Raw genomic sequence first — 20,536 nt, 5'->3', positions numbered from 1 at the left:
ATAGGCCGGCCCAGGGTCCTCCTCACGCGCCTCTTCCATCGGCCGCCGGCGGCCCGGTGCTCCGGTGAGTCTCCGGGAGCGGGGGTCCGGTGTGACGAGGAAGGCGAGGGCAGCGGCCGCGACGGCGACGACCGCGCCGGTGGCGAAGCCGCGCGAGAAGCCCGAGGTGTCGATTCCGGCGATGCTCACCGCGGCCATGCTCGACACCACCGCGGCGCCGAGCGAGGCCCCGAACTCGTGGAACGTACTGACGATCCCCGATGCCAGACCGGCTTCGTGCGGTTCGATCTGCCCCAGGGCCGTGGCGGAGGCGACCACGAACACCACTCCGGTGCCCGCGGCGGCGATTCCGACACCGAGGACCATCGCCAGGGTCCCGCCCCAGAACGCCGGGACCGCCATGCCGGCGGCGGCCACCAGGAGCCCGGCCACTCCGAGCAGGCGGGGTCCGGTGCGGCCGACGACGCGGCCCGCGCCGCTGGCCCCGACCATGGTGGCCAGAGCCACGGGCAGGAAGAGGAGGCCGGTGGCAAGGGGGCCGTACCCGCGATGGTCCTGGAGGTAGAACGTCCCGAGGAAGAAGACCATGATCATCAGGGCGGTGGCCACGAGGATCAGGAGGGTGCCGGCCGCGACGGGCCGGCGGATCAGCAGCCGTACGTCCATGAGCGGGCCAGCGGCCGTGCGCTGGCGCACCACGAAGGCCGCGTAGAGCACCACCGCCGCCACGAGGAGGATCGCGGTCGTCGCGGTGGCCCACCCTCGGTCCCCGGCCCTGATGAGGGCGTAGGTCAGGGCCCCGGTGGCCGCGGTCACCAGCAGGGCGCCCAGTACGTCGAGTCGCCCCCTGGTGGCGGGGCGCGGCTTCGGCGGGAGCTGCGCGCGCAGGGCGACGAACAGGATGAGCCCCACCGGGATGTTGATGAAGAAGACCCAGGGCCAGCCCGGTCCCGCCGTGAGGACCCCGCCGAGGAGCACTCCCAGCGCGGCGCCGCTGCCTCCCAGGGCCGACCAGATCCCCAGCGCCTTGTTCCGCTCGTCGCCCTCGAAGGTGGTGACGATCAGCGAGAGCGCGGCCGGGGAGAGCATGGCCGCGGCGAGGCCTTGGACGACGCGTCCCCCCAGGAGCATCGGCCCCGACGCCGCCAGACCGGCGACCAGCGACGCCGCGGTGAAGAGCAGCAGCCCGAGGAGTACGAGGCGGCGGGCGCCGAACAGGTCTGCGGCGCGTCCGCCGAGAAGCAGGAGGCCGCCAAAGGCGAGGGTGTAGCCGCTGACCACCCAGGTGAGCGTCTCGCGCTCCAGTCCGAGCTCCGCGCCCATGTGGGGCAGGGCTATCGCGACGACGGTGACGTCCAGGATCAGCATCAGCTGGGCGACGCCGACGATTCCGAGGATCTTCCAGCGCCGCGGGTCGGGGCTGGCGGTGCCCGTGGTGGAGGCCATGGGTTCGGTCATGACATTCCGCCCCCTTCAGATTAAGTCAAACAGAGGTGTTCGAGTTCCGTCGCGTACTATAACTCATACAACGGTGTTTGACTTAAGGGGTTGCATGTCTCGCCCGGTGCCCAAGTCCGCCCGCAGGGCCGACGCTCAGCACAACCTGGAGAAGATCCTCGACGCGGCGATCGGCTGCCTGAGTCAGGACCGGGATGCGAGCGTCATCGAGATCGCACGGGCCGCCGGGGTGGGCCGGGTGACGCTGTACGGGCACTTCCCGTCCCGGGACGCCCTGGTCGAGGCCGCGTTGACGCGGCTTCTCGACCGTGGCGACGAGGTCCTGGAGGCGCTGGATCTGACGGGTGATCCGCGCGAGGCGCTGCGCAGGCTGATCGAATCGAGCTGGCTGCTGATCGCACAGTCGAGTGCGGTCCTCGAAGCGGCCCAGGCCGGCCTGCCGCCCGGACGGGTGCGTGATCTGCACGCCAGACCCGAGCAGCGGGTGGGCGATCTGATCGCCCGGGGGCAGGCGGAGGGCGTCTTCCGCGCGGACCTGCCGGCCCCGTGGCTGGCCGGGGCGCTGCACCACATCATCAAGGGGGCCGCGAGCGATGTGGCCAACGGCCGGCTGGACCGGTCGGCCGCCCCGCACCTCATCTCCGAGACGATCCTGGGCGCCTACGCCCCGGTCGCCCGGGAGTGAGGTGCGGCGCACCGCCGGACACCCTTCGGGCTCAGCGCCCGAACGCGGTGAGGGGCAGTTCGACGCGGCGGTCGATCCGGTCCTGTTCCCATGTCCGGGTGTCGATCAGCCACCACCGCCGCACCTCGATCAGGTAGAGACGGTGCACGGCCGGCGCCCGCAGCGAGGACTGCGGCAGCATCCACCGCGCGCGCTCCGCCTCGTCGGGGAAGACGGCTTCGTAGAACAGGGAGTGGTACCGCTCCAGGTCGGCGGCGGCGACCTCGGAGCAGACCCCGGTGAACTGGGCCCCGTCGACCGCGGCGACCTCCAGCCCGGCCGCGCCGCCGCCGACGAAGAGCGAGCCGCCGACCTCGGGTGAGGAGGCGATGTCGCGGCTGTGCCGGGAGCCGGTCGCCGAGCCGTACAGGAAGCGCGGCGGACCACCGAGCCAGGCGTACTCCAGCGTCGCCACCCAGGGGGATCCTTCCGGCGACACCGTCGCCAGGTTCAGATAGCGCGCCTGGGCCAGGAGCCGTTCGGTCCGGTCGGTCAGGCTCTTCGCCTCCTCCTCGGCGACGTCGGGCGGTGATGGCTGGGTACTGTCACGCATGGCTCCAACTCCCTTGCTACGGGCGTTTGTTGGCGGAGAACCGGATGGAGGGTGGACGATGGGCCGAACGCCCCGCCTCCGGCTACGTGTGGCGGAGGAGGACGGGCAGGGCGGTGATCCCGTTGCCGATGAAGGTGCGCTCGTGTTCCGTCTCGTCGGGCTTGATGGCCAGTTCCAGCCGCGGGAAGCGCTCGAACAACGCCGGCAGAGCCACCTGGGCCTCCAGTCGGGCGAGGTGCGACCCGGGGCAGAAGTGGGCGCCCAGCCCGAAGGCGAGGTGGTCCTTGTCCGTGCGGTCGATGTCGAAGGCGGCCGGGTCGTCGTGGACGCCGGGGTCGCGGCCGTGGGCTCCGTAGCAGATCAGAATGGCGTCACCGGCCCGGATGACGACCCCCTCGCCGAGGTCGATGTCCTCGACGGCCCATCGCATGGGCAGATGCATCACCGGGCAGTGGGTACGCAGCGACTCCTCGATCGCGTCGTTCCAGCGATCCGGACGGGCCCGCAGGGTGCGCAACTGGCCGGGGTGGGCGAGAAGCTCGCGCACCGTGTGATCGATGAGGTTGATGGTGGTCGTGCTCCCGCCGCCGAGCATCAGCAGCAGGGTCGATATCAACTCGTGTTCGGTGAGGGGGTCGTTGTCCTCCTCCCGGGCGGCCAGGAGGAAGCTGGTGAGGTCGTCCCCCGGTTCCCGGCGCTTCGCGTCGATGAGCGTACGCATGGTCGCCACCAGGTCGTCGTTGATCGCGAGCGACTCCTCCTCGCTGACGTCGGTCTGCCCGACGGCCACGAACAGGTCCAGCACATCGGCACGTTGGCCGCGCGGCACCCCGAACAGGTCGCAGATCATCTCGGTCGGCACCCGGTAGGCGAACGCCTTGTGCAGGTCCACGGCCTCATCGCCCGGCCGTGTTTCCAGTTCGTCGAGCAGCCTGGCCACGATGGCCTCGACCTGGGACCGCATCGCTTCGACGCGCCGGGGGGTGAAGGCCGGCGTGATCAGCTTCCGCAGCCGCGCGTGGTCCTTGCCCTCGGCGGTGGCCATGGAGTCGACGTCCACCCACGGCGAGAGCCAGGGCACGGACCCGGGCTCGTAACTCGGTACGTTCTTCTTGAGGTTCCGGGAGACGCCCGGGTGCGTCAGCAGCAGTCTGACGACGTCTCCCCTGGTGACCGACCAGGCACCGACCCCTTCGGGCAGTTCGACGGGGACGGCGGGGCCCATCTCCCGCAGGCGGTCGACCTGTTCGTACATGCAGCGGCCACCCGAACTGTCGAGGGCCGTGGTGGGCGACGTGCTGAAGCCGATCATGTGTACCCCTTGCGGCTAGCTGGTTCGTCGAGTCCGGCCGGATGATGTGCGCACATCGGTGAGGGGCTCCGTCAGCCGGTGCCGGTGCCCTCGGTGAAGGAGCTCCAGAACAGGGCTTCGTAGCCGTGGACCATGCGGGCGGTACGCAGGGCGCCCGTGGGGTCGTCCCCCTCCGAGAGGCCTTCCTTCAGCGTGGCCACCGCCTGGTCGAGAAGCTCCTGCGGAGTGTCGGCGAAGAAGAGGAAGTGCCCGACCTCCGCGTCGCCGAACCCGTACCGGGCACGCAGGGCGTCGGCCGCACGGGCGTACTGGCGGCCCGACTCCTCGGCGTTGGCCAGAAGGGCGAGGGCCGTGTCGCTGCGCGTGCCGTGGAGCGCGGTCTGCGTCAGATAGGCGGGGTAGGCCTGGGCGAGGGGGCTCGGCTCATGGGCCGCCAGCCGCTGTTCGTCCAGGCCGAGCGCGGCGGCGAAGTCCTGGAGCAGCCGCAGGGCCTGCCCCTCTCCCTGGGCCATCGTGAGGAAGAGGTCGCCGGCCCGCGCGGACGGGAAGCGGGAGGCGAGCAGCGCGAAGCTGCGGCGGTCGCTGCGCACGAGGTGGTACAGCTCACCGGCCAGCGCGCCGAGTGTCTCCTTGGGTACGTGCCCCGCCTCCAGCAGATCGAGGAACCGGTTGCCGGCCGGATGCCCGGCCGTCTGCCGGCGCGCCGACCTGATCAGGCCGGTGATGTCGTCGTCGTTCATCGAACGCTCCTTGTCCTCCGTCGGGTTCAGCGGTTTCGTCCGTGCGCCGGGACCTTGCGGCGCAGATCGCGCCCGGTGGCCGGCCCCGGCACCGGCTCGGCGATCCAGGGGCCGTCGGCACAGGCGTCGACGACGCCGTCCTCCAGCCACGTGAAGCGGGCCGCCAGCAGGTGGCGGGCGACCGCCCGGTCACCGGCGTCGGTGTTGCTCCGCAACCGTTCGAAGAGCTCCGCGACGCGCCGCCGCGACTGGGTGCAGAAGGCGTCGGCGAGCTGGACGGGTGTGTCACCGTGCGCGGTCAGCGCCTCGGCGTAGGCGCAGGTGACGGCCATCGCGTACAGCTCGGCACCTATGTCGACGATGCGCCCCAACTGCCTCTGCTCATCGTGGAGTTCGGTGTCCGGCAGGTGCGTGTACGTCTCTGCTGCCCGTGCCAGTCGGCCTGCGGCCTCCTCGACGAAGCGCCGGTGCCGGACCAACGGCTCCGGGGCCCTGGGGCGGGCGTCCCGCCGCTCGGCGCCACCGGCCGCTGCCTCCGTACCGTCCTCGGCGCGACGGCGCTCGATCACCGCCGTGGCGATGAAGGTCCGCAGGGCCTCGGTGGAGCCGTCGAAGATGCGGCCGATCCTCAGGTCGCGCAACAGCTGTTCCGCCGGTACGCCGCGCTCCCCCCGGGCCGCCGCCGAGGAGGCCGTCTCGTAGCCGCGGCCTCCCCTGATCTGCACGAGTTCGTCGGCGACCAGCCACGCCTGCTCCGACGCGAAGAGCTTGGCCAGCTCCGCGTCGAGCCGGGTGTCGGCGCTGCCCGACTCCGCGAGGCGCCCGGTGACCTCCACCATGGCCTCCAGCGCGAACGCGGTCGCCGCGATGAACGACAGCTTGCCCGCGACGGCGTCGTGCTCGCCGATCGGCCGGCCCCACTGCACCCGGACACCGGCCCACTCACGGGCGACCTTCAGGCTCCACTTGGCCGCCGCGGCGCACACCGCCGGGAGCGACAGCCGGCTGGTGTCCTGCGCCGCGAGCGCGATGTCCAGCCCGGCCCCCTCGTCCCCGATCCGGTGGCTCGAGGGGACCTCGACCTCATGCAGGCGGATCACCCCGTTCTCCAGGCCCCGGAGGCCGAGGAAGGAGCTGCGGTGCTCCACCGTGACCCCCGCGGAGTCGGCTTCCACCACGAACGCGGTCATCCCGCCGGGCCCCGCGTCCGAGGCCGGGACCACGGCCATCACCACGAGCAGGTCCGCGATCACCCCGTTGGTGGCCCACAGCTTCACCCCGTTCAGCGTGTACGTGCCCGAGGCGCGGTCCGGGACGGCGGTGGTGTGCATCCGGAAGGGGTCGTTGCCGATGTCCGGCTCGGTGAGGGTGAACGCGGAGATCTCCCGTACGCAGCGCGGCAGGAACGCCCGCTTCTGCTCCTCGGTGCCGGACAGCACGATCGGCTGGACCAGCCCGATGGCCTGGTGGGCCGCGAGCAGTTCGCCGAGTGCCGAGTGCGCCGTGGTGACGATCATCAGCGCCCGGAAATAGCACATCGTGGAGAGGCCGAGGCCGCCGTACTCCCGGGGAATCCTGATGCAGAGGGCGCCGATGTCCTTCAGCCCCTCGATGACCTCGTCGGGGACGCGGTCCTCCCGCTCGATGAGGTCGCCGTCGACCTTCTTCTCGCAGAACTCCCTCAGGCGGGCGAGGAACCGCTCGTCCTCGTGCGCCAGGCGCCTCGGGTCACCGGCGGGCAGGGTCAGCAGGCCGGTGCGGGGCCGTCCGAGGAACAGCTCCGCGCCGAAGCTCGGCGCCGTCACCGCTCGGCCGCGGGCGCGGCCTCGATGAGGGAGAGCGGTCCGGCCGCACCGAGCCGTACGGAGCGCACGGTGAAGCCGGTCTCCTGGAGCATCGCGCGGAACTCGCTCTCGGTCCGCTCCCGCCCGCCGGTGTTGACCAGCATGTTCAGGTCGGTGAAGAACATGATCGGCTGGTCCGTGGAGGCGGTCTCCGGGAGTACGGAGCCCACGATGAGCAGGGTGGCGGAATCGGGCATCTGGGAGCGGCAGGAGCGCAGCAGCGCCCGGGAGTCCTCGTCGCTCCAGTCCTGGAAGACGCTCTTGATGATGTAGAGGTCGCCGTCCGTCGGGATGTCCTGGAAGAAGTCGCCCGCCTGCACCTCGCCGCGGTCCGCCACGCCCGCCCTGCTCAGGGCCTCGGGCGCCTCGGCGACCCCGCTCGCGCTGTCGAACACGATGCCCCGCAGATGGGGCTGGGTGGACAGGATCGCCGCCAGCAGGGTGCCGTCACCGCCGCCGAGGTCGATCACCTTCTTGACCTGGGAGAAGTCGTACCCGGCCGCCAGCTGCCCGGCGGCGATCCTCGACTCCTCGCTCATCGCCTCGTTGAACAGCCTGTTGGCCTCGCCCTCGTCGGCGACGTAACTGTAGAAGTCCTTGCCGTAGACGTGGTCGAACGCCCGCTCCCCCGTCGTGACGGAGTGTCCGAGACCCTGCCACGCGCGGAGCAGGATGGGGTGGCAGAACATCCGGGAGAAGGCCCGCAGCGAGTCGGGGGAATCGGACCGCAGCTGGGCCCCCACATCGGTCAGCGCGAAGCGGCCGGGCTCGGGCTCGGTGGTCAGCCCGACCGCCGCCAGCGTACGCAGCAGGCGGCGCAGCGACGGCTCATGGGTTCCGCTCTCCGCCGCCAGCTCGTCGCTGCCGCGCACCTCGTCCTTGATCAGGTCGGCTATGCCCAGGTCGGCGGCCACACCGATGGAGTGGGCCGTCATGTAACCGCCGATCCGCTCGATCAGCGCTGCCCTGAGGTCCATCTTCTGGGCGGGGTCGTTCGTGACTGCGGTCATCGGGATTCGTCCTCCGGTGTCGGTGTCGGATGTCGTGCTTCGTACGTCGGGCGTCGGGCGTCGGGCGTCGGGGGAAGGGGGAAGGGGAAGGGGAAGGGGAACGGTGGCGGAACGGCTACGCGTGCTGCGGGCGGCCGGTGAGCCGGTGTCGTACCCAGACGTTGGGCTCGATGTAGACGGCGTGGTCGTGCTCCACGTCCACCACGAGCGGGCTCAGGGCGCCGGCCACTTCGGCGGGGCCGCTGCGGTCCAGGGGCAGCCCGGTCCACGAGCGCCACTGGGCGAGGCTGCCGGAGATCGTCATCGACACCGGGCAGACCTTCAGCACCTGGCCGCCCGCGCGCACGTGCACGCGCAGCCAGGGGTCTTCGGGCAGTCCGTCAGGGCGGGTACGCCGTGCGTACCGGTCCATCGACAGCTCCGGGTGCGCGTGTTTGAGGCTGGGCCGCACCGGTGCCACCAGGTCGTGGCAGCCCTCTCGGCGACCGTGGTCCTTGAGGGCCCGCAGGACCCGCCCGGACAGGTTCTGTGCCTTGCGTCCGGGGGCCACGGCGATCTCCATCGCGCACAGGGTGTCGAGGTCGCGGCCGGAGTAGGTGTCGGACATGCACTGGCGGAGCGCCTCGTCCCAGCCCTGGTCGGGCAGGGTGTCCGGGTCGCCGTCCCAGGCGAGCGGCACACTGGCCGCACGGGCGACGACCGTGCCGTCGTCGTCGAACACCACGAGCTGGTGCCGGGCGTGCCGCTCGAAGGCCCAGTGGACGAGCATGGGGTCGGGACGGATGTACGCCGGCCAGGACGACTCCATCGTCAGCATGGCCGACTCCAGGTCGGGCCGTTCGGCGAGACTGGCGACGTGCAGCCCGGCGACGCCGAGGCCGGTGCCGGTGCCGGGGCTGGTGCTGGTGCTGGTGCTGGTGCTGGTGGGCATGACGGATCTCCTGTCGTGATGTCCGTGATGTCGTGGTGCCCGTGGTGCCGTGGTGCCCGTGGTGCCGTGGTGCCCGTGTGCCCGGGGTGCCCGGGGTGCCCGGGGTGTCGTCGTGCCGTGGTGTCGTCGTGCCGCGACACGGCGGCCGGCGTCAGTCGGCCAGTCGACGGGCGGGCTGCGGCCCTGTGGGCAGGGCCGAGCCGTCGTGCGGGGCGCGCAGGAGTTCCAGGTACCGCGACCGGGGTACCGGGCGGGCCCCGAGCAGCCTGGCGTGGTCGCCGTCGTGCTGGACGTCGACGGCGAGGCCGCCTGCCTCGGCGAAGCGCCGGCTCAGTTCGAGGACGGCGACCTTCCCCGCTCCGCTGCGCAGCGTGAACTGCGAGTCCGCGCTGAAGACCGCGCCGACGCGCATCCCGAAGGTGCCTCCGACGAGCTCACCGTCCTCCCAGACCTCCACACTGTGGGCATAGCCGCACGCGTGCAGCCGGCACAGGCTGGCGAGCAGCTCGTCGGTCAGCCACCGCTCGGAACGGCCCTCGCGGCAGTGCGAGACGACGCGTTCGAAACAGACGTCGACGGTGGTGGTCCACCGCGTCTCCCCGCGCAGTTGGCGGCGCAGGCTGCGCTGGACGTGGGCCCGGTGCGCCGGGATGAGGGGGCGCGGGTCGGGGGAACACCAGGCGACGGAGAAGGGCTCCTGGGAACCGGCCAGGAGTCTCACCCGCCCGGCGGCCACCTCGGGCTCGTAACTCATCTCGTTGAACAGCCGGTGTTCGGGGCCTTCGGCGGGGAAGGGGTAGAGCCCCTGGCGGTAGGCGCCGAGCAGGCTCTGCGGGCTCAGGTCGTCGCCGAACGCCACCGGCCCTTCGGCGGGTGCGTGCGTGAGGTCCAGGGATTCCCAGGCCGGCCGGGGCCGGGGCAGGCTCGCGATCAACATGCCCGCCTCACAGGAAGTCGATGTCGGTCAGATACCGGATGTAGCGATCGAGCATCTCGCCGTCCACCGGCGGGATCTCGATGCCGCTGCCGCGCAGGGCCTCTTCGACGTTGTCCCGGGTGAAGACCGGAAAGGTGGTCTCCAGGTACATCTCGGCCACGCTCATCGCCCCCGTGGAGCACCGGTCGATGAAGAGCGGGGCGAACGGGGTCATGGGGTGGTCGGGCTGCTCCACCGCGACCCGGACCACCTCGTCGAGCCACTCGTTCCAGGACACGTCACGGATGGTGTGCCCGTGGGCCCGCAGCCGGTCGGTGAGGACGGAGACGTTCGTCTTGCCCGGATTGGTCAGGTGGTAGACCTCGCCCGAGGGCAGCCGGCGCCGGGCGATGTGCGCCACGGCTGCCGCGAAGCAGTCCACGGGGGTGTAGTCGAGGGGGAGTTCGGCCACCGGAGAGGTGCCGGTGTCCACGATGAACCTCTTCATCGCGCACATTTCCGTCGCCGTGTTCCAGGCGCCGGTCTCGCGGTCGCCGGAGATGTCGGCGGCCCGGTGGACGGCCACCGGGAGCCCTGCCTCGGAGGCGTTGCGCAACAGCAGTTCGGCGACCCATTTGCTCTCGACGTAGCCGACGGACAGGTGGTCGACGTGGGCGGCGGGGGTCTGTTCGGTGACGTGGCGGACGCCCGCGGTGCCGAAGCCCGAGATCACCGCCATGGTGGAGGTGTAGTGGACGGGGGCGTTGCGGTAGCGGGCGGCGAGGCGGATGATCTCGCGCGTGCCGTCGACGTTGGCCGCCCGCATGTGCGCGTAGGGGTAGATGAAGTTGACCAGGCCGCCCGGGTGGTGGACGACGTCGACGAGCCGGGCGAGCCGGTCGAACGCGTCCTCCGAAAGCCCCAGCCGTGGCGCGGCCAGGTCCCCCCGGACGGCGGAGATCCGCCCGGCGGCACGGTGTCCGGCCAGGTCGTCCTTGAAGTAGTGCCGGGCGTTGGCCTGGATCCGGTCCATCGCGTGGGCGTCGCTGTCGGCCCGTACGAGACAGTGCACGGTCGCGTCGGTGGTGGCCAGCAGCTCGCGCAGCAGATAGATCCCGAGGAAGCCGGTGGCGCCCGTGAGGAAGATGTGGGCGGGCTCTTCCCAGGAGGCGGGGGTGACCGGTGTCCGCCGGACGGGGACGTCCAGCGCGGCCTCGGCGGTGAAGTCGACGGCCTTGGCGTCGTCGTCGGAGAACGTTCCGGCCCTGGCCGACTCGACGGCGGCCGCGAATCCGCGCAGGGTCGCGTCGTCGAGCAGCAGCCGGATCAGCGGACGGACCTGGGTGATCATGATGCCGAGGGAGGCCCGGACCTTCGCGAGGAGCTGGGCGGCCAGGATCGAGTCCCCGCCCAGCTCGAAGAAGTTGTCGTACGGTTCGACGTGGTCGGTGCCGAGCACCTGGCGCCAGATCCCGGCCACGGCCCGTTCGACCGCGCCGGCCGTCCGCCCGGCTCCGTCCGCCGGGGCGGACGGGCGCTCCGCCGCCCCCGCCTCCGGCTCGGGCAGGGCTTCGAGGTCCACCTTGCCGTTGGTCTTCACCGGCATCCCGGAGAGCTGGACGAACGCCGAGGGCACCATGTAGCCGGGCAGCCGCTCGGCCAGGTACGCGCGTAACTCCTGCGCCCCGAGCGGTCCCGCGCCGCTGGACGCCGGGACGTAGTACGCGGCGATCTCGGCCTCGCCGCGGCGGCTGTACGTCGTCACCGCGGCGTCCGCGATCCGCTCGTGCGAGGAGAGCGCCGCCTCGATCTCGCCCGGCTCGACGCGGAAGCCCCGCACCTTCATCTGCCGGTCGGCGCGCCCCACGATCTCCAGGTTCCCCTCGCGCGTCCACCCTCCGAGGTCCCCGGTGCGGTACATCCGCGTTCCGGCCGGCTCCGCGTGGGGGTCCGGCAGGAACCGCTCCCGCGTCGCGGACTCCGTCAGGTAGCCCTGGGCCACGCCGCGTCCGGAGATGTACACCTCGCCGTGCCGCCCCGTCGGCACCGGGCGCATCTCCTCGTCCAGCACATGGACGACGGTGCCCGGCAGCGGCCGGCCGACCGGGGCCGGGCCGCGGTCGGGAAGGGCCTGCGGCGTGATCTCCATCGTGCAGGAGGTGATGGTCGTCTCGGTGAGTCCGTACGCGTTCACCAGGCGCGAGCCCGGCATGAGCCGCAGGGCGGTCCGGCAGTCCTCGGCGTGCACGGCGCTGCCGCCCACGATCGTCAGCCGGACGGGAAGCTCCCCCGGCTCGTTGGGCTTCCCCGGCTTCCTCGGCTCCCCCAGCTCGTTCGGCTCGTTCAGCTCGTTCGCGAGCTCGGCCAGGAAGGCACGCCAGTACGAAGGGGTCAGGTCCATGACAGTTATATGGCGGTCGGTCAACTCGCCCCGGAGTTCGCTCGGAGCCCAGAGGCGGTCGGGCAGCACGAGCGTCGCACCGTTCAGCAGCGTGACCAGGATCTGCTCGATGGAGGTGTCGAAGGTGACGGCCGCGAGCTGTAGCACCCGGTCCGCCGGACCGATTCCGTACCGCTCGTTGACCTCGCCCACGAGGTGGGCGAGCGAGGCGTGGTCGACCTTCACGCCTTTCGGAGCCCCGGTGGAGCCGGAGGTGTGGATGATGTACGCGCAGTCCGCCGCCTCCACCGCCGCCGCCTCCACCGCCGCCGCCTCCGCCGCCTCCGCCGGAGCCTCCACCGGCTCCCGCTCCGGAGCGCCGACGTCCAGGACCGGCAGACCCTGCGCACCGAAGTGGTCCGGAGTGCCCGGGGCCGCGAGGACCGCCGCGCAGCCGGTCTCCTGGGCCAACGCCGTTACGCGGCGCTCGGGCAGACCCGGTTCGACGGGCAGATACGTCGCCCCGGCCCTCAACGTGGCGAGCAGGGACACCACCAGGCCGATCGACCGTTCCTGGTGGACCATGACCACGGAACCCCGGCCGACGCCACGGGCTCGCAGCCGGCGCGCCAACCGATCGGCGGAAAGGTCGAGTTCGGCATAGGTGATCCGCTCATCACCCTGTTCCACCGCGATTAACCGCGGTTGGGCGGCAGCCCGAAGTGCGAAACGCTCGTGGACCAGCATCTTGCTCTCGTTTTCCATCGGTCCCCTCGATCAATGGCGCGGGCACGTGTGGTCAAGCAGCAGCGGTACAACGAAAGAATGGTGACTTCTTGGGGCTCGCTCCCCTACCGGGAGCACGAACACCGCTCGCGAGCTGTGGCGCGGTTCGTCGACGGTTCGGTCCATGTGGAACGGTCTGACCTGAGCACTCATCCAGCGGGCACACCCGTACCCCTAGGGGGTTGGGGTATCTCGCTCCCCCGCTCCGGGCATGAGCAACCTTGCACCCAGGAAGCTAACTGATCAAGCGTCAGTTGGCAACGAGACAGCCGAATGCGGACGCGGCCATTCATTTATTGCATATCGCCCACACGGAAAGCGAGGAGATGATATGCGGCGATACAAAATGGGCATGCGGGCCGGATTAGCTAATACCCAAGAGCGTCGCACTCAGCAGGAGCGCGACGTACGACGGTTACCGCACGCCTCCGGTCAGGGGGTCGCGGCCGAGACGACATAGACGACAGGGCTGGCCGGGTCGGTCATATTGACCGTGATGGTCTGGGTGGGGCGCGGCTTCTCGTTGGTGTGCGTGGTGCTCGCCCAGTTCTGGTCCGGGGCGAAGTACCAGTCGGTGATGTTGATGTCCCGGGCGCTGATGTTGACGGTCCCGGGCTCCAGGGCCGCGCGGCCGGTGCCGACGCCGGTCAGGAAGCGGTCGAGCCCGGCGGAGGTCGTCCGGAACTTCACGTACATCCGGCTGGCTTTCCAGTTGTTGGTCTCGTAGTACTGGACCCCGGTGCCGTTCCCGGGGTTCGGGATCTCGAAGATCCGGCGCTGCATCCGCGACGGCCAGCCCTCGCGGAGGCCCTGGGCGGCCGCCTCGGTCTCCTTGTCCTTGCCCGAGCGGCGGCTCTGGCCCGCGGAGATCAGCAGGTAGCCGGCGGGAATGCCGATCAGCAGCACGATGATCGTGGCCGTGATGAACCGCCGCTTGAAGACCCGGCGGGGGCTCTCGGGCGGCTTGCCCTCGCCGCCGGCCGGCGACTCGGACTGGGGCGGCGCCACGGGGTTGTCGGCTGCGATCATGATCAGGTGGTCCCTCGTGCTGCGGAGCGGAGTACGGAGGCGGGGAGGCCGGTCGGGTGCGGGGAGCGGCTTCGCGGGTTACGGAGTCGGGCGGGGCGGCTTCGGGGCTTACGGAGTCGGGGGCGGGTTACGGAGTCGGGTGCGGGGCGGCTTCGGCCTTTGCGGTGTCGGGGGCGTCGGCGGCTTCGGTACACGTGCGTGGACGCCTGGCGGGCGGCTGCGGTTCAGTCGGCCGTCCGGGTCGCCCGGGTGTTGCGGAGGGTGCTCGCCGCCTGGTCGTAGATCTGGGCGTACCGCTCGTACCGCTCGACGCGGCGCCGGTTGGCCCGGCGGAAGCGGCGGGCGACCAGCCGGGCGAGGTCCGCGGCGCCGACCATACCGGCCTCGGGGCCGAGCTGTGCCTTGGCGATCCTGGCCTCGGGGCGGTAGCCGCGGCCGGTGAGGTGGCGCTTGAAGGCGTCCCGGGCGGGGCCGATCAGGAGGTCGTCGGCGGCGCTGACACCGCCTCCGATCACGAAGCACGAGGGGTCGAGCGCGGCGGCCAGGTTGGCGATGCCGACGCCGAGCCACTGGCCGATGTCCTGGAGGAGCTCGATGCACATCGCATCGCCCTCGCGGGCCAGCTCGGTGATGAGCGGGCCGGTGATGTCGGGGATGTTGCCCTTCACCCGGTCCAGCAGGAAGTGCGCGACCGGGGAGTCGGCGGCGGCCAGTTCCTTGGCCTCGCGGACCAGGGCGTTGCCGGAGCTGTACTGCTCCCAGCAGCCGCGGTTGCCGCAGGGGCAGCGGTGGCCCGAGGGCACGACCTGCATGTGGCCGAACTCACCGGCCACCCCGTACTTGCCGCGCTTGACCTGGCCGTCCTCCAGGATCGCGCCGCCGATCCCCGTACCGAGCGTGATCATGACGAGGTGGTCCTCGCCGCGGCCCGCACCGAAGCGCCACTCCGCCCAGGCCGCCGTGTTGGCGTCGTTGTCGACCATGACGGGGACGACGAGGCGGGAGGCGATGGCGTCGCGCAGGGGCTCGTCGCGCCAGGCCAGGTGGGGGGCGAAGAGGACCTTGGAGCGGTCGGCGTCCACCCAGCCCGCCGCGCCGATGCCCACCGCGTGGACGTCGTGCCGGTCGGAGAGGTCCAGGACCAGTTCGACGATGGTGTCCTCGACGACCTTGGGGCTCTTGGACTTGTCGGGGGTCTCGGTGCGCAGCTGTTCCAGGATGTTGCCGTCGGCGTCGACGACGCCCGCCATCACCTTCGTACCGCCGATGTCGATCCCGACCGTGGGAACGCGCGGCGCGGTGAGGTGCGAGCGGCGTTCCTTGGTGCCGACGGTCTTGAGGACGGTGGCGCGGGCGGAGCCGCGGTCTGCGAAGTCGCGGTACGTGCTCATCGTCCCTGCGGGGTCGGGGAAGCCGGTCGCCTCTCGCGCCCGGCGGCGGACGGCGTCCGCCGGGCTCGATTCTGCCACTGCCGCGCCCCCGGGGCCGTCGGCCGGGGTCGGCCGCGCCGGGGCGGGTCTCCGGTCAGGGGACGCTGTCGGTGGACGCGGAGGTGCCCGGGAGGGTGGGGGCCGGGGTGCGTTCCAGCTCGTGGCTGAGCTCCTCCAGCTCGCTGCCGCCCGCCATCTGACGGGTCAGTTCGTCCAGCGTGATGTCGTCCTTGGTGTGGCTGCCGGACATCGCGCCGCGCTTGAGGAGGATGAACCGGTCGCCGACGAGGTGGGCGTGGTGCGGGTTGTGCGTGATGAGGACCACGCCGAGCCCGGCGTCGCGGGCGGCCGCCACGTACTTGAGCACCACCCCGGACTGCTTGACGCCCAGCGCCGCGGTCGGCTCGTCCAGGACGAGGACCTTGGCGCCGAAGTGGACGGCACGGGCGATGGCCACGCACTGGCGCTCGCCGCCGGAGAGGGTGCCGATGGGCTGGTCGACGTCGCGCAGGTCGATGCCCATGCGCAGCAGCTCGGCGCGGGTCGTCTCGCGCATCCGCCGGACGTCGAGGCGCTTGAAGGGGCCGGTGCCGAGCGTGGGCTCGGAGCCGAGGAAGAAGTTCCGCCAGACCGGCATCAGCGGGACGACGGCGAGATCCTGGTAGACGGTGGCGATGCCCCGGTCCAGGGCGTCGCGCGGGTTGGCGAGGGTGACCTCCTCCCCCTCGATCAGGAACCGGCCGGCGTCGTGCCGGTGCAGCCCCGCGATGATCTTGATGAGGGTGGACTTGCCGGCGCCGTTGTCCCCGAGGACGCAGGTGATCCCACCCGCGTGGACCTCCAGCGAGACGTGTTCCAGGGCTTTGATGTTGCCGTAGAACTTCGATACGTCGTCCAGCTCGACCAGGGGGCCCGCGCTCTTCTCGGACGTGGCCGTCATGTTGTCGCCTCCGCGCGCTTGCGCACCCACGCGTTGAGCAGGGTGGCCAGGAGCAGCATCGCTCCCAGGAAGAATTTGAACCAGTCCGGGTTCCACTCGGCGTACACGATGCCCTTGCTGGTCATGCCGAAGATGAAGGCACCGACCGCCGAGCCGATCGCGGAGCCGTAGCCGCCGGTGATCAGGCAGCCGCCGATGACGGCCGCGATGATGTACGTCAGCTCGTTGCCGACGCCCTCGCCGGACTGGACGACGTCGTAGCTGAAGAGCAGGTGCTGTCCGGAGACCCAGGCGGCGAAGGCGACACCCAGGTAGAGCCCGATCTTGGTACGGATGACGGGGACGCCGACCGCGCGGGCGGCGTCGGCCTCGCCGCCGACCGCGAAGATCCAGTTGCCGAAGCGGGTACGGAGCAGGATCCAGGTGGCGAGCGCGACGAGCGCCACCCACCACAGGATCGTCACCTTGAACTCGACGCCGCCGAGGGTGAGCGTCGAGGCGAACAGGGCGCGGGCGGACTCGAAGCCCTCCATGTCCCCGATGGCCTTGGTGGAGACCGTGCCGCTGATCAGTTTGGTGAGGCCGAGGTTGAGCCCGGTGAGCATCAGGAACGTACCGAGCGTGATGATGAAGCTCGGCAGCTTGGTGCGGGTCAGCACGAACCCGTTGAACGCGCCGATGGCGAGCGTGACCAGCAGCGAGACGAAGACGCCGACCCAGACGTTGGCCGTCATCTGGTAGCTGAACATCGAGGAGATCAGCGCGGAGCTGGTCACCAGGACACCGGCGGAGAGGTCGAACTCGCCGCCGATCATCAGCAGCGCGACCGGGGCGGCCATGATGCCGAGGACGGAGGCCGCGTACAGCACGGTCCCGAAGCTGGAGGCCTGGAGGAAGCTGTCGGCGACGATCGCGAAGAAGAGGAAGACCGCTGCCGCGCCGACGACCGAACCCAGCTCGGGGCGGCCGAGCAGCTTGCGCACCGGCGAGGTGCGCACCAGGCGCTCGTCCGCCTTCGTCGGCTTCTCCGGGGCGGCGGCTGTGGAGCCGCTCATCGGGTGCCCCGCTTGGTGTAGTCGGCCAGGGCGTCCGCGTCGTCGGCGGTGATGATCTGCGGGCCGGTCAGAACGGGCTGGCCGCCGCCGAGGACGTTGAGGTTGGAGCGGTAGAGCCAGAGCAGGTCGACGGCCTGGTAGCCCTGGAGGTAGGGCTGCTGGTCGACGGCGAAGCCGAGCTTCTCGGTCTGGAGGCCGGTGGCGACCTTGGCGTTCAGGTCGAAGGTGTCGATCTCGGCCTTGCTGCCCGCCGTCTGCTTGGCCTGGACGGCGGCGTCGGCGAAGGGGGCGCCGAGGGTGACGACCGCGTCGATGCTCCTGTCCGACTGGAGCTTGGCCTCGATGGACGCCGTGACGTCGGGCATGTTGGTGCCGTCGACGTACAGGTTCAGCATCGTGCCGTCGAAGGTCTTCTTCGCCCCGGCGCAACGCTGCTCGTGGCCCACGTTGCCCTGCTCGTGCAGGACGCACAGCGCCTTCTTGCGGTCGCGCCTGTTCAGCTCGTCGCCGACGGCCTCGCCGGCGATCGACTCGTCCTGGCCGATGTGGGTCAGGGCGCCGAACTCCTTGGACTCGGCGGAGCCGGAGTTCACCGTGACGACCGGGATGCCCGCCTTGACGGCCTTGGCGACCACGGCCTTCATGGCGTCCGGCTTGGCCAGCGAGACGATCAGCCCGTCGACCTTCTTGTCGATCGCGGTCTGGACGAGCTGGGCCTGCTGGTTTCCCTCGTCGTTGTGCGAGTAGAGGAAGTTGATGTTGTCCTTGAGGGCCGCCTGCTCCGCGCCCTTCTGGACGATGTCCCAGAAGGTGTCGCCGTCGCCCGAGTGGGTGACCATGGCGAAGGTCCAGCGGGGCGTGTTCACCGCGGCCCGCCCCTCGGCGGCCTCGGCCGCGCGCTCTTCCGCCCGCTTGCCGCCGGTGCTGCTGCATCCCGCGAGGGAGGCGCCCAGCACCACTGCCAGCACGGCGCCCATCGCGCGTACCCCTGTCCGAACCCTTGCCACGACGCCGTGCCCTTCTACTGCTGCTCGCTGTGCGCTTGACCGGGCCGGGGAGCGTACGGCCCCGGGCCGGCTGCCCAGTATCCCCGAGCCTGGGCCTGGCGCGCCCGGCAGGGGCGGCGGGATCCCCCTGCCGGGCCGTGCGGGGCTCTGCCGGCCCGTCCTCGAACGCCGGACGGGCCGGAGCCGACGGGCCGGCGGTGGCGCCCCTGCTCAGGGGCGGGAGAGGAGCTGGAAGGCGAACGCGTAGCGCGAGGCCCGGTAGACGTGCGCGCCGAACTCGACCGCGCGGCCGGTGTCGTCGTACGTCGTGCGCTCCATGGTGAGCAGCGGCGCGCCCGGCTCCTCGTCCAGGGCCTCGGCCTCCCCGGCCGTGGCGGCGCGTGCGCCGACGGACTGGCGGGCGCTGTGCAGCGTGATGCCCGAGGCGCGCATCATCCGGTAGAGCCCGGTGGACTCCAGCTCCCGCACCGGCAGGGCGAGCAGGTCCGGGGGCAGGTGGTTGAGCAGGAGGGCCATCGGCTCGTCGTGGGCGTAGCGCAGCCGCTCGACGCGGTGGACCTCGGTGCCCTCGGCGACGCCGAGTGCGGCGGCGATCTCGGCGGTGGCCGGCTCCGTGGCGATGCGCAGGACCTTGGTGGCGGGGCGCTGGCCGGCCGCCTCCAGGTCGTCGTAGAGCGAGCTGAGCTCCAGCGGGCGGCGGACCTGGCTGTGCACGACCTGGGTGCCCACGCCCCGGCGGCGCACCATCAGCCCCTTGTCGACGAGCGACTGGATGGCCTGGCGGACGGTGGGGCGGGAGAGGCCGAGGCGGGCGGCGAGCTCGATCTCGTTGCCGAGCAGGGTGCCGGGGGCCAGTCGGCCCTGTTCGACGGCGGCCTCCAGTTGCTGCGCCAGCTGGAAGTAGAGCGGCACCGGGCTGGTGCGGTCCACGCTCAGCGGCAGCGGCTGATCGGCTCCTTGTGCGGTCACGGAGCGAGCGTAGTTCGATTGTCCGGACAAAGCCATGGCAGGCGGGAGGGGGAACCGTCGACCGATGCGGCCTCCCTGCGCATGTGTACGGCCGCCCTGCGCACCCGTACGGCCGCCCTGCGCGTCGGTCCGGCCGCCCTGTGTATCGGTGCGGGCGCCCTGCGTATCGGTGCGGGCGCCATTTGTCAGGACAAACGCTTGACATGATGACCGGGCAACGCCACCTTGGGGCCCATGCGCATCGGACTGATCGGAACGGGACGGATCGGCACGTTCCACGCGGGGGTGCTGAGCCGTCACCCCGCGGTGGAGACGCTGCTGCTGGCGGACGTGGACCCGGAGCGGGCCGCGGTGGCCGCCGCACGGACGGGGGCGACGGCGGTGTCGGTGGACGGCCTGTTCGCCGGTGGGGGCGAGGCGGGGGGCCCGCCCGACGCCCTGGTGATCTGTTCGGCGACCGCGTCCCACGCCCCGCTCATCGCCCGCGCCGCGCGGGCCGGGCTGCCCGCGTTCTGCGAGAAGCCCATCGCCCTGGACCTGCCCGGCACGCTCGGCGCCCTCGCGGAGGTCGAGGCGGCGGGCAGCGTCCTCCAGCTGGGCTTCATGCGGCGCTTCGACGCCGGGTACGCCGGGGCGCGGGCGGCGGTCCGGGAGGGGAGGCTCGGGCGGCTGCACACCGTACGGGCCGTGACCTCGGACCCCGCCCCGCCGCCCGCCGACTACCTCCCGCTCTCCGGCGGGCTCTACCGGGACTGCCTGGTCCACGACTTCGACATCCTGCGGTGGGTCACGGGCCGCGAGGTCCGCGAGGTGTACGCCACCGGGTCGGACGCCGGGCCCGCGATGTTCCGCGCGGCGGGCGACGTGGACACGGCCGCCGCCCTGCTCACCCTGGACGACGGCACGCTCGCCACCGCCACCGCGACCCGCTGCAACGGCGCCGGGTACGACGTCCGCATGGAGCTGGCCGGTGAGCTGGACCAGCTAGCCGTCGGCCTGGACGACCGTACGCCGCTGACCTCGGCCGAGCCGGAGGGGCCGGGCGCTCCGCCGAAGCCGTGGCCGGGGTTCCTGGAGCGGTTCGCCCCGGCGTACGAGGCGGAGCTGGACGCCTTCCTCCGGGTCGCCCTGGGCGAGCTGGCCAACCCGTGCGACGGGCGAGAGGCCCTGCACGCGCTGCGGATCGCCGAGGCCTGCGAGACCTCCCGCCGCGAACGGCGCCCGGTGGCACTGGAGGAGATCCCGGGCGGGTGAGCCAGGAGCTGGGGTTGGGGGGTGAGCCGGGGCCGGGCGGGTCAGCCGGGGCCGGGCGGGTCAGCCGGGGCCGAGCGGGTCAGCCGGGGACAGGCAGGTCAGCCAGGACCGCGCCGGTCAGCCGGGGACAGGCAGGTCAGCCGAGGCCGCGCAGGTCGGCCAGGGCCAGGCGGGTCAGCCGAGGCCGCGCAGGTCGGC

General features: G+C 71.7%; 17 protein-coding genes. 2 read left to right on the top strand and 15 right to left on the bottom strand.

Annotation, left to right across the window (positions count from 1 at the left end; genetic code table 11):
* On the bottom strand, positions 1-1,458 hold a 1,458-nt coding region (locus AB0917_RS07195; protein ID WP_366818482.1), incomplete at its 3' end, for an MFS transporter.
* 94 nt (positions 1,459-1,552) lie between these two features.
* On the opposite strand from AB0917_RS07195, the gene AB0917_RS07190 reads away from it, so the two are divergent.
* Positions 1,553-2,143 carry a TetR/AcrR family transcriptional regulator gene (locus AB0917_RS07190; RefSeq protein ID WP_366818481.1) on the top strand — a complete coding sequence of 197 codons (591 nt, stop codon included), beginning with the start codon at positions 1,553-1,555 and terminating at the stop codon, positions 2,141-2,143.
* Positions 2,144-2,174: 31 nt separating this feature from the next.
* Here AB0917_RS07190 and AB0917_RS07185 read toward each other — a convergent pair whose 3' ends face one another.
* From AB0917_RS07185 to AB0917_RS07120, 14 genes are all read right to left on the bottom strand, one after another.
* Entirely contained in the window at positions 2,175-2,735 is a 561-nt protein-coding gene (locus AB0917_RS07185; RefSeq protein WP_366818480.1) for a pyridoxamine 5'-phosphate oxidase family protein, read from the bottom strand.
* Positions 2,736-2,817: 82 nt separating this feature from the next.
* A complete protein-coding gene (locus AB0917_RS07180) occupies positions 2,818-4,047 on the bottom strand; it encodes a cytochrome P450 (RefSeq protein ID WP_366818479.1) in 1,230 nt (409 codons plus the stop codon).
* A 71-nt stretch (positions 4,048-4,118) separates the two neighbouring features.
* Positions 4,119-4,787 carry a transcriptional regulator gene (locus AB0917_RS07175; protein WP_366818478.1) on the bottom strand — a complete coding sequence of 223 codons (669 nt, stop codon included), beginning with the start codon at positions 4,785-4,787 and terminating at the stop codon, positions 4,119-4,121.
* Positions 4,788-4,813: 26 nt separating this feature from the next.
* Positions 4,814-6,592, bottom strand: a complete 1,779-nt coding sequence (locus tag AB0917_RS07170) for an acyl-CoA dehydrogenase family protein (protein ID WP_366818477.1) — start codon at positions 6,590-6,592, stop codon at positions 4,814-4,816.
* Entirely contained in the window at positions 6,589-7,641 is a 1,053-nt protein-coding gene (locus tag AB0917_RS07165; RefSeq protein WP_366818476.1) for a methyltransferase, read from the bottom strand. Before AB0917_RS07165 ends, AB0917_RS07170 begins: the two co-directional genes overlap by 4 nt.
* A gap of 115 nt (positions 7,642-7,756) precedes the next feature.
* Positions 7,757-8,458 (bottom strand): N-acetyltransferase, encoded by a 702-nt coding sequence (locus AB0917_RS07160; protein ID WP_366818486.1) that lies wholly within the window; start codon positions 8,456-8,458, stop codon positions 7,757-7,759.
* Between the two features lie 265 nt (positions 8,459-8,723).
* The gene (locus AB0917_RS07155; protein WP_366818475.1) at positions 8,724-9,509 is read right to left on the bottom strand and encodes a leucyl/phenylalanyl-tRNA--protein transferase; all 786 of its coding nucleotides are present in this window, start codon (positions 9,507-9,509) and stop codon (positions 8,724-8,726) included.
* A 7-nt stretch (positions 9,510-9,516) separates the two neighbouring features.
* The gene (locus tag AB0917_RS07150; RefSeq protein WP_366818485.1) at positions 9,517-12,615 is read right to left on the bottom strand and encodes an amino acid adenylation domain-containing protein; all 3,099 of its coding nucleotides are present in this window, start codon (positions 12,613-12,615) and stop codon (positions 9,517-9,519) included.
* A gap of 471 nt (positions 12,616-13,086) precedes the next feature.
* Positions 13,087-13,683 carry a hypothetical protein gene (locus tag AB0917_RS07145; protein WP_366818474.1) on the bottom strand — a complete coding sequence of 199 codons (597 nt, stop codon included), beginning with the start codon at positions 13,681-13,683 and terminating at the stop codon, positions 13,087-13,089.
* Between the two features lie 224 nt (positions 13,684-13,907).
* Entirely contained in the window at positions 13,908-15,074 is a 1,167-nt protein-coding gene (locus AB0917_RS07140) for an ROK family glucokinase (protein ID WP_366818484.1), read from the bottom strand.
* A 133-nt stretch (positions 15,075-15,207) separates the two neighbouring features.
* Positions 15,208-16,053, bottom strand: a complete 846-nt coding sequence (locus AB0917_RS07135) for an ATP-binding cassette domain-containing protein (protein ID WP_366818473.1) — start codon at positions 16,051-16,053, stop codon at positions 15,208-15,210.
* On the bottom strand, positions 16,050-17,108 hold the full coding sequence (locus AB0917_RS07130) for an ABC transporter permease (RefSeq protein ID WP_366818472.1): 1,059 nt from the start codon (positions 17,106-17,108) through the stop codon (positions 16,050-16,052). The genes AB0917_RS07135 and AB0917_RS07130 overlap by 4 nt, the downstream gene beginning before the upstream one ends.
* Positions 17,105-18,085, bottom strand: coding sequence for a sugar ABC transporter substrate-binding protein (locus tag AB0917_RS07125; protein WP_366818471.1), 981 nt, complete (start codon positions 18,083-18,085; stop codon positions 17,105-17,107). Before AB0917_RS07125 ends, AB0917_RS07130 begins: the two co-directional genes overlap by 4 nt.
* A gap of 240 nt (positions 18,086-18,325) precedes the next feature.
* Positions 18,326-19,084, bottom strand: a complete 759-nt coding sequence (locus AB0917_RS07120; protein WP_366818470.1) for a GntR family transcriptional regulator — start codon at positions 19,082-19,084, stop codon at positions 18,326-18,328.
* Positions 19,085-19,318: 234 nt separating this feature from the next.
* Between AB0917_RS07120 and AB0917_RS07115 the strand changes: the two genes are divergently transcribed.
* Positions 19,319-20,338 (top strand): Gfo/Idh/MocA family oxidoreductase, encoded by a 1,020-nt coding sequence (locus AB0917_RS07115; RefSeq protein ID WP_366818469.1) that lies wholly within the window; start codon positions 19,319-19,321, stop codon positions 20,336-20,338.
* Positions 20,339-20,536 lie beyond the last annotated feature (198 nt).

Source organism: Streptomyces sp. NPDC007346 (assembly GCF_040703535.1).
Taxonomy (GTDB): Bacteria; Actinomycetota; Actinomycetes; order Streptomycetales; family Streptomycetaceae; genus Streptomyces.
The sequence above is the reverse complement of the archived record's forward strand: the minus strand, read 5'-3'. Positions and strand labels throughout refer to the sequence as shown.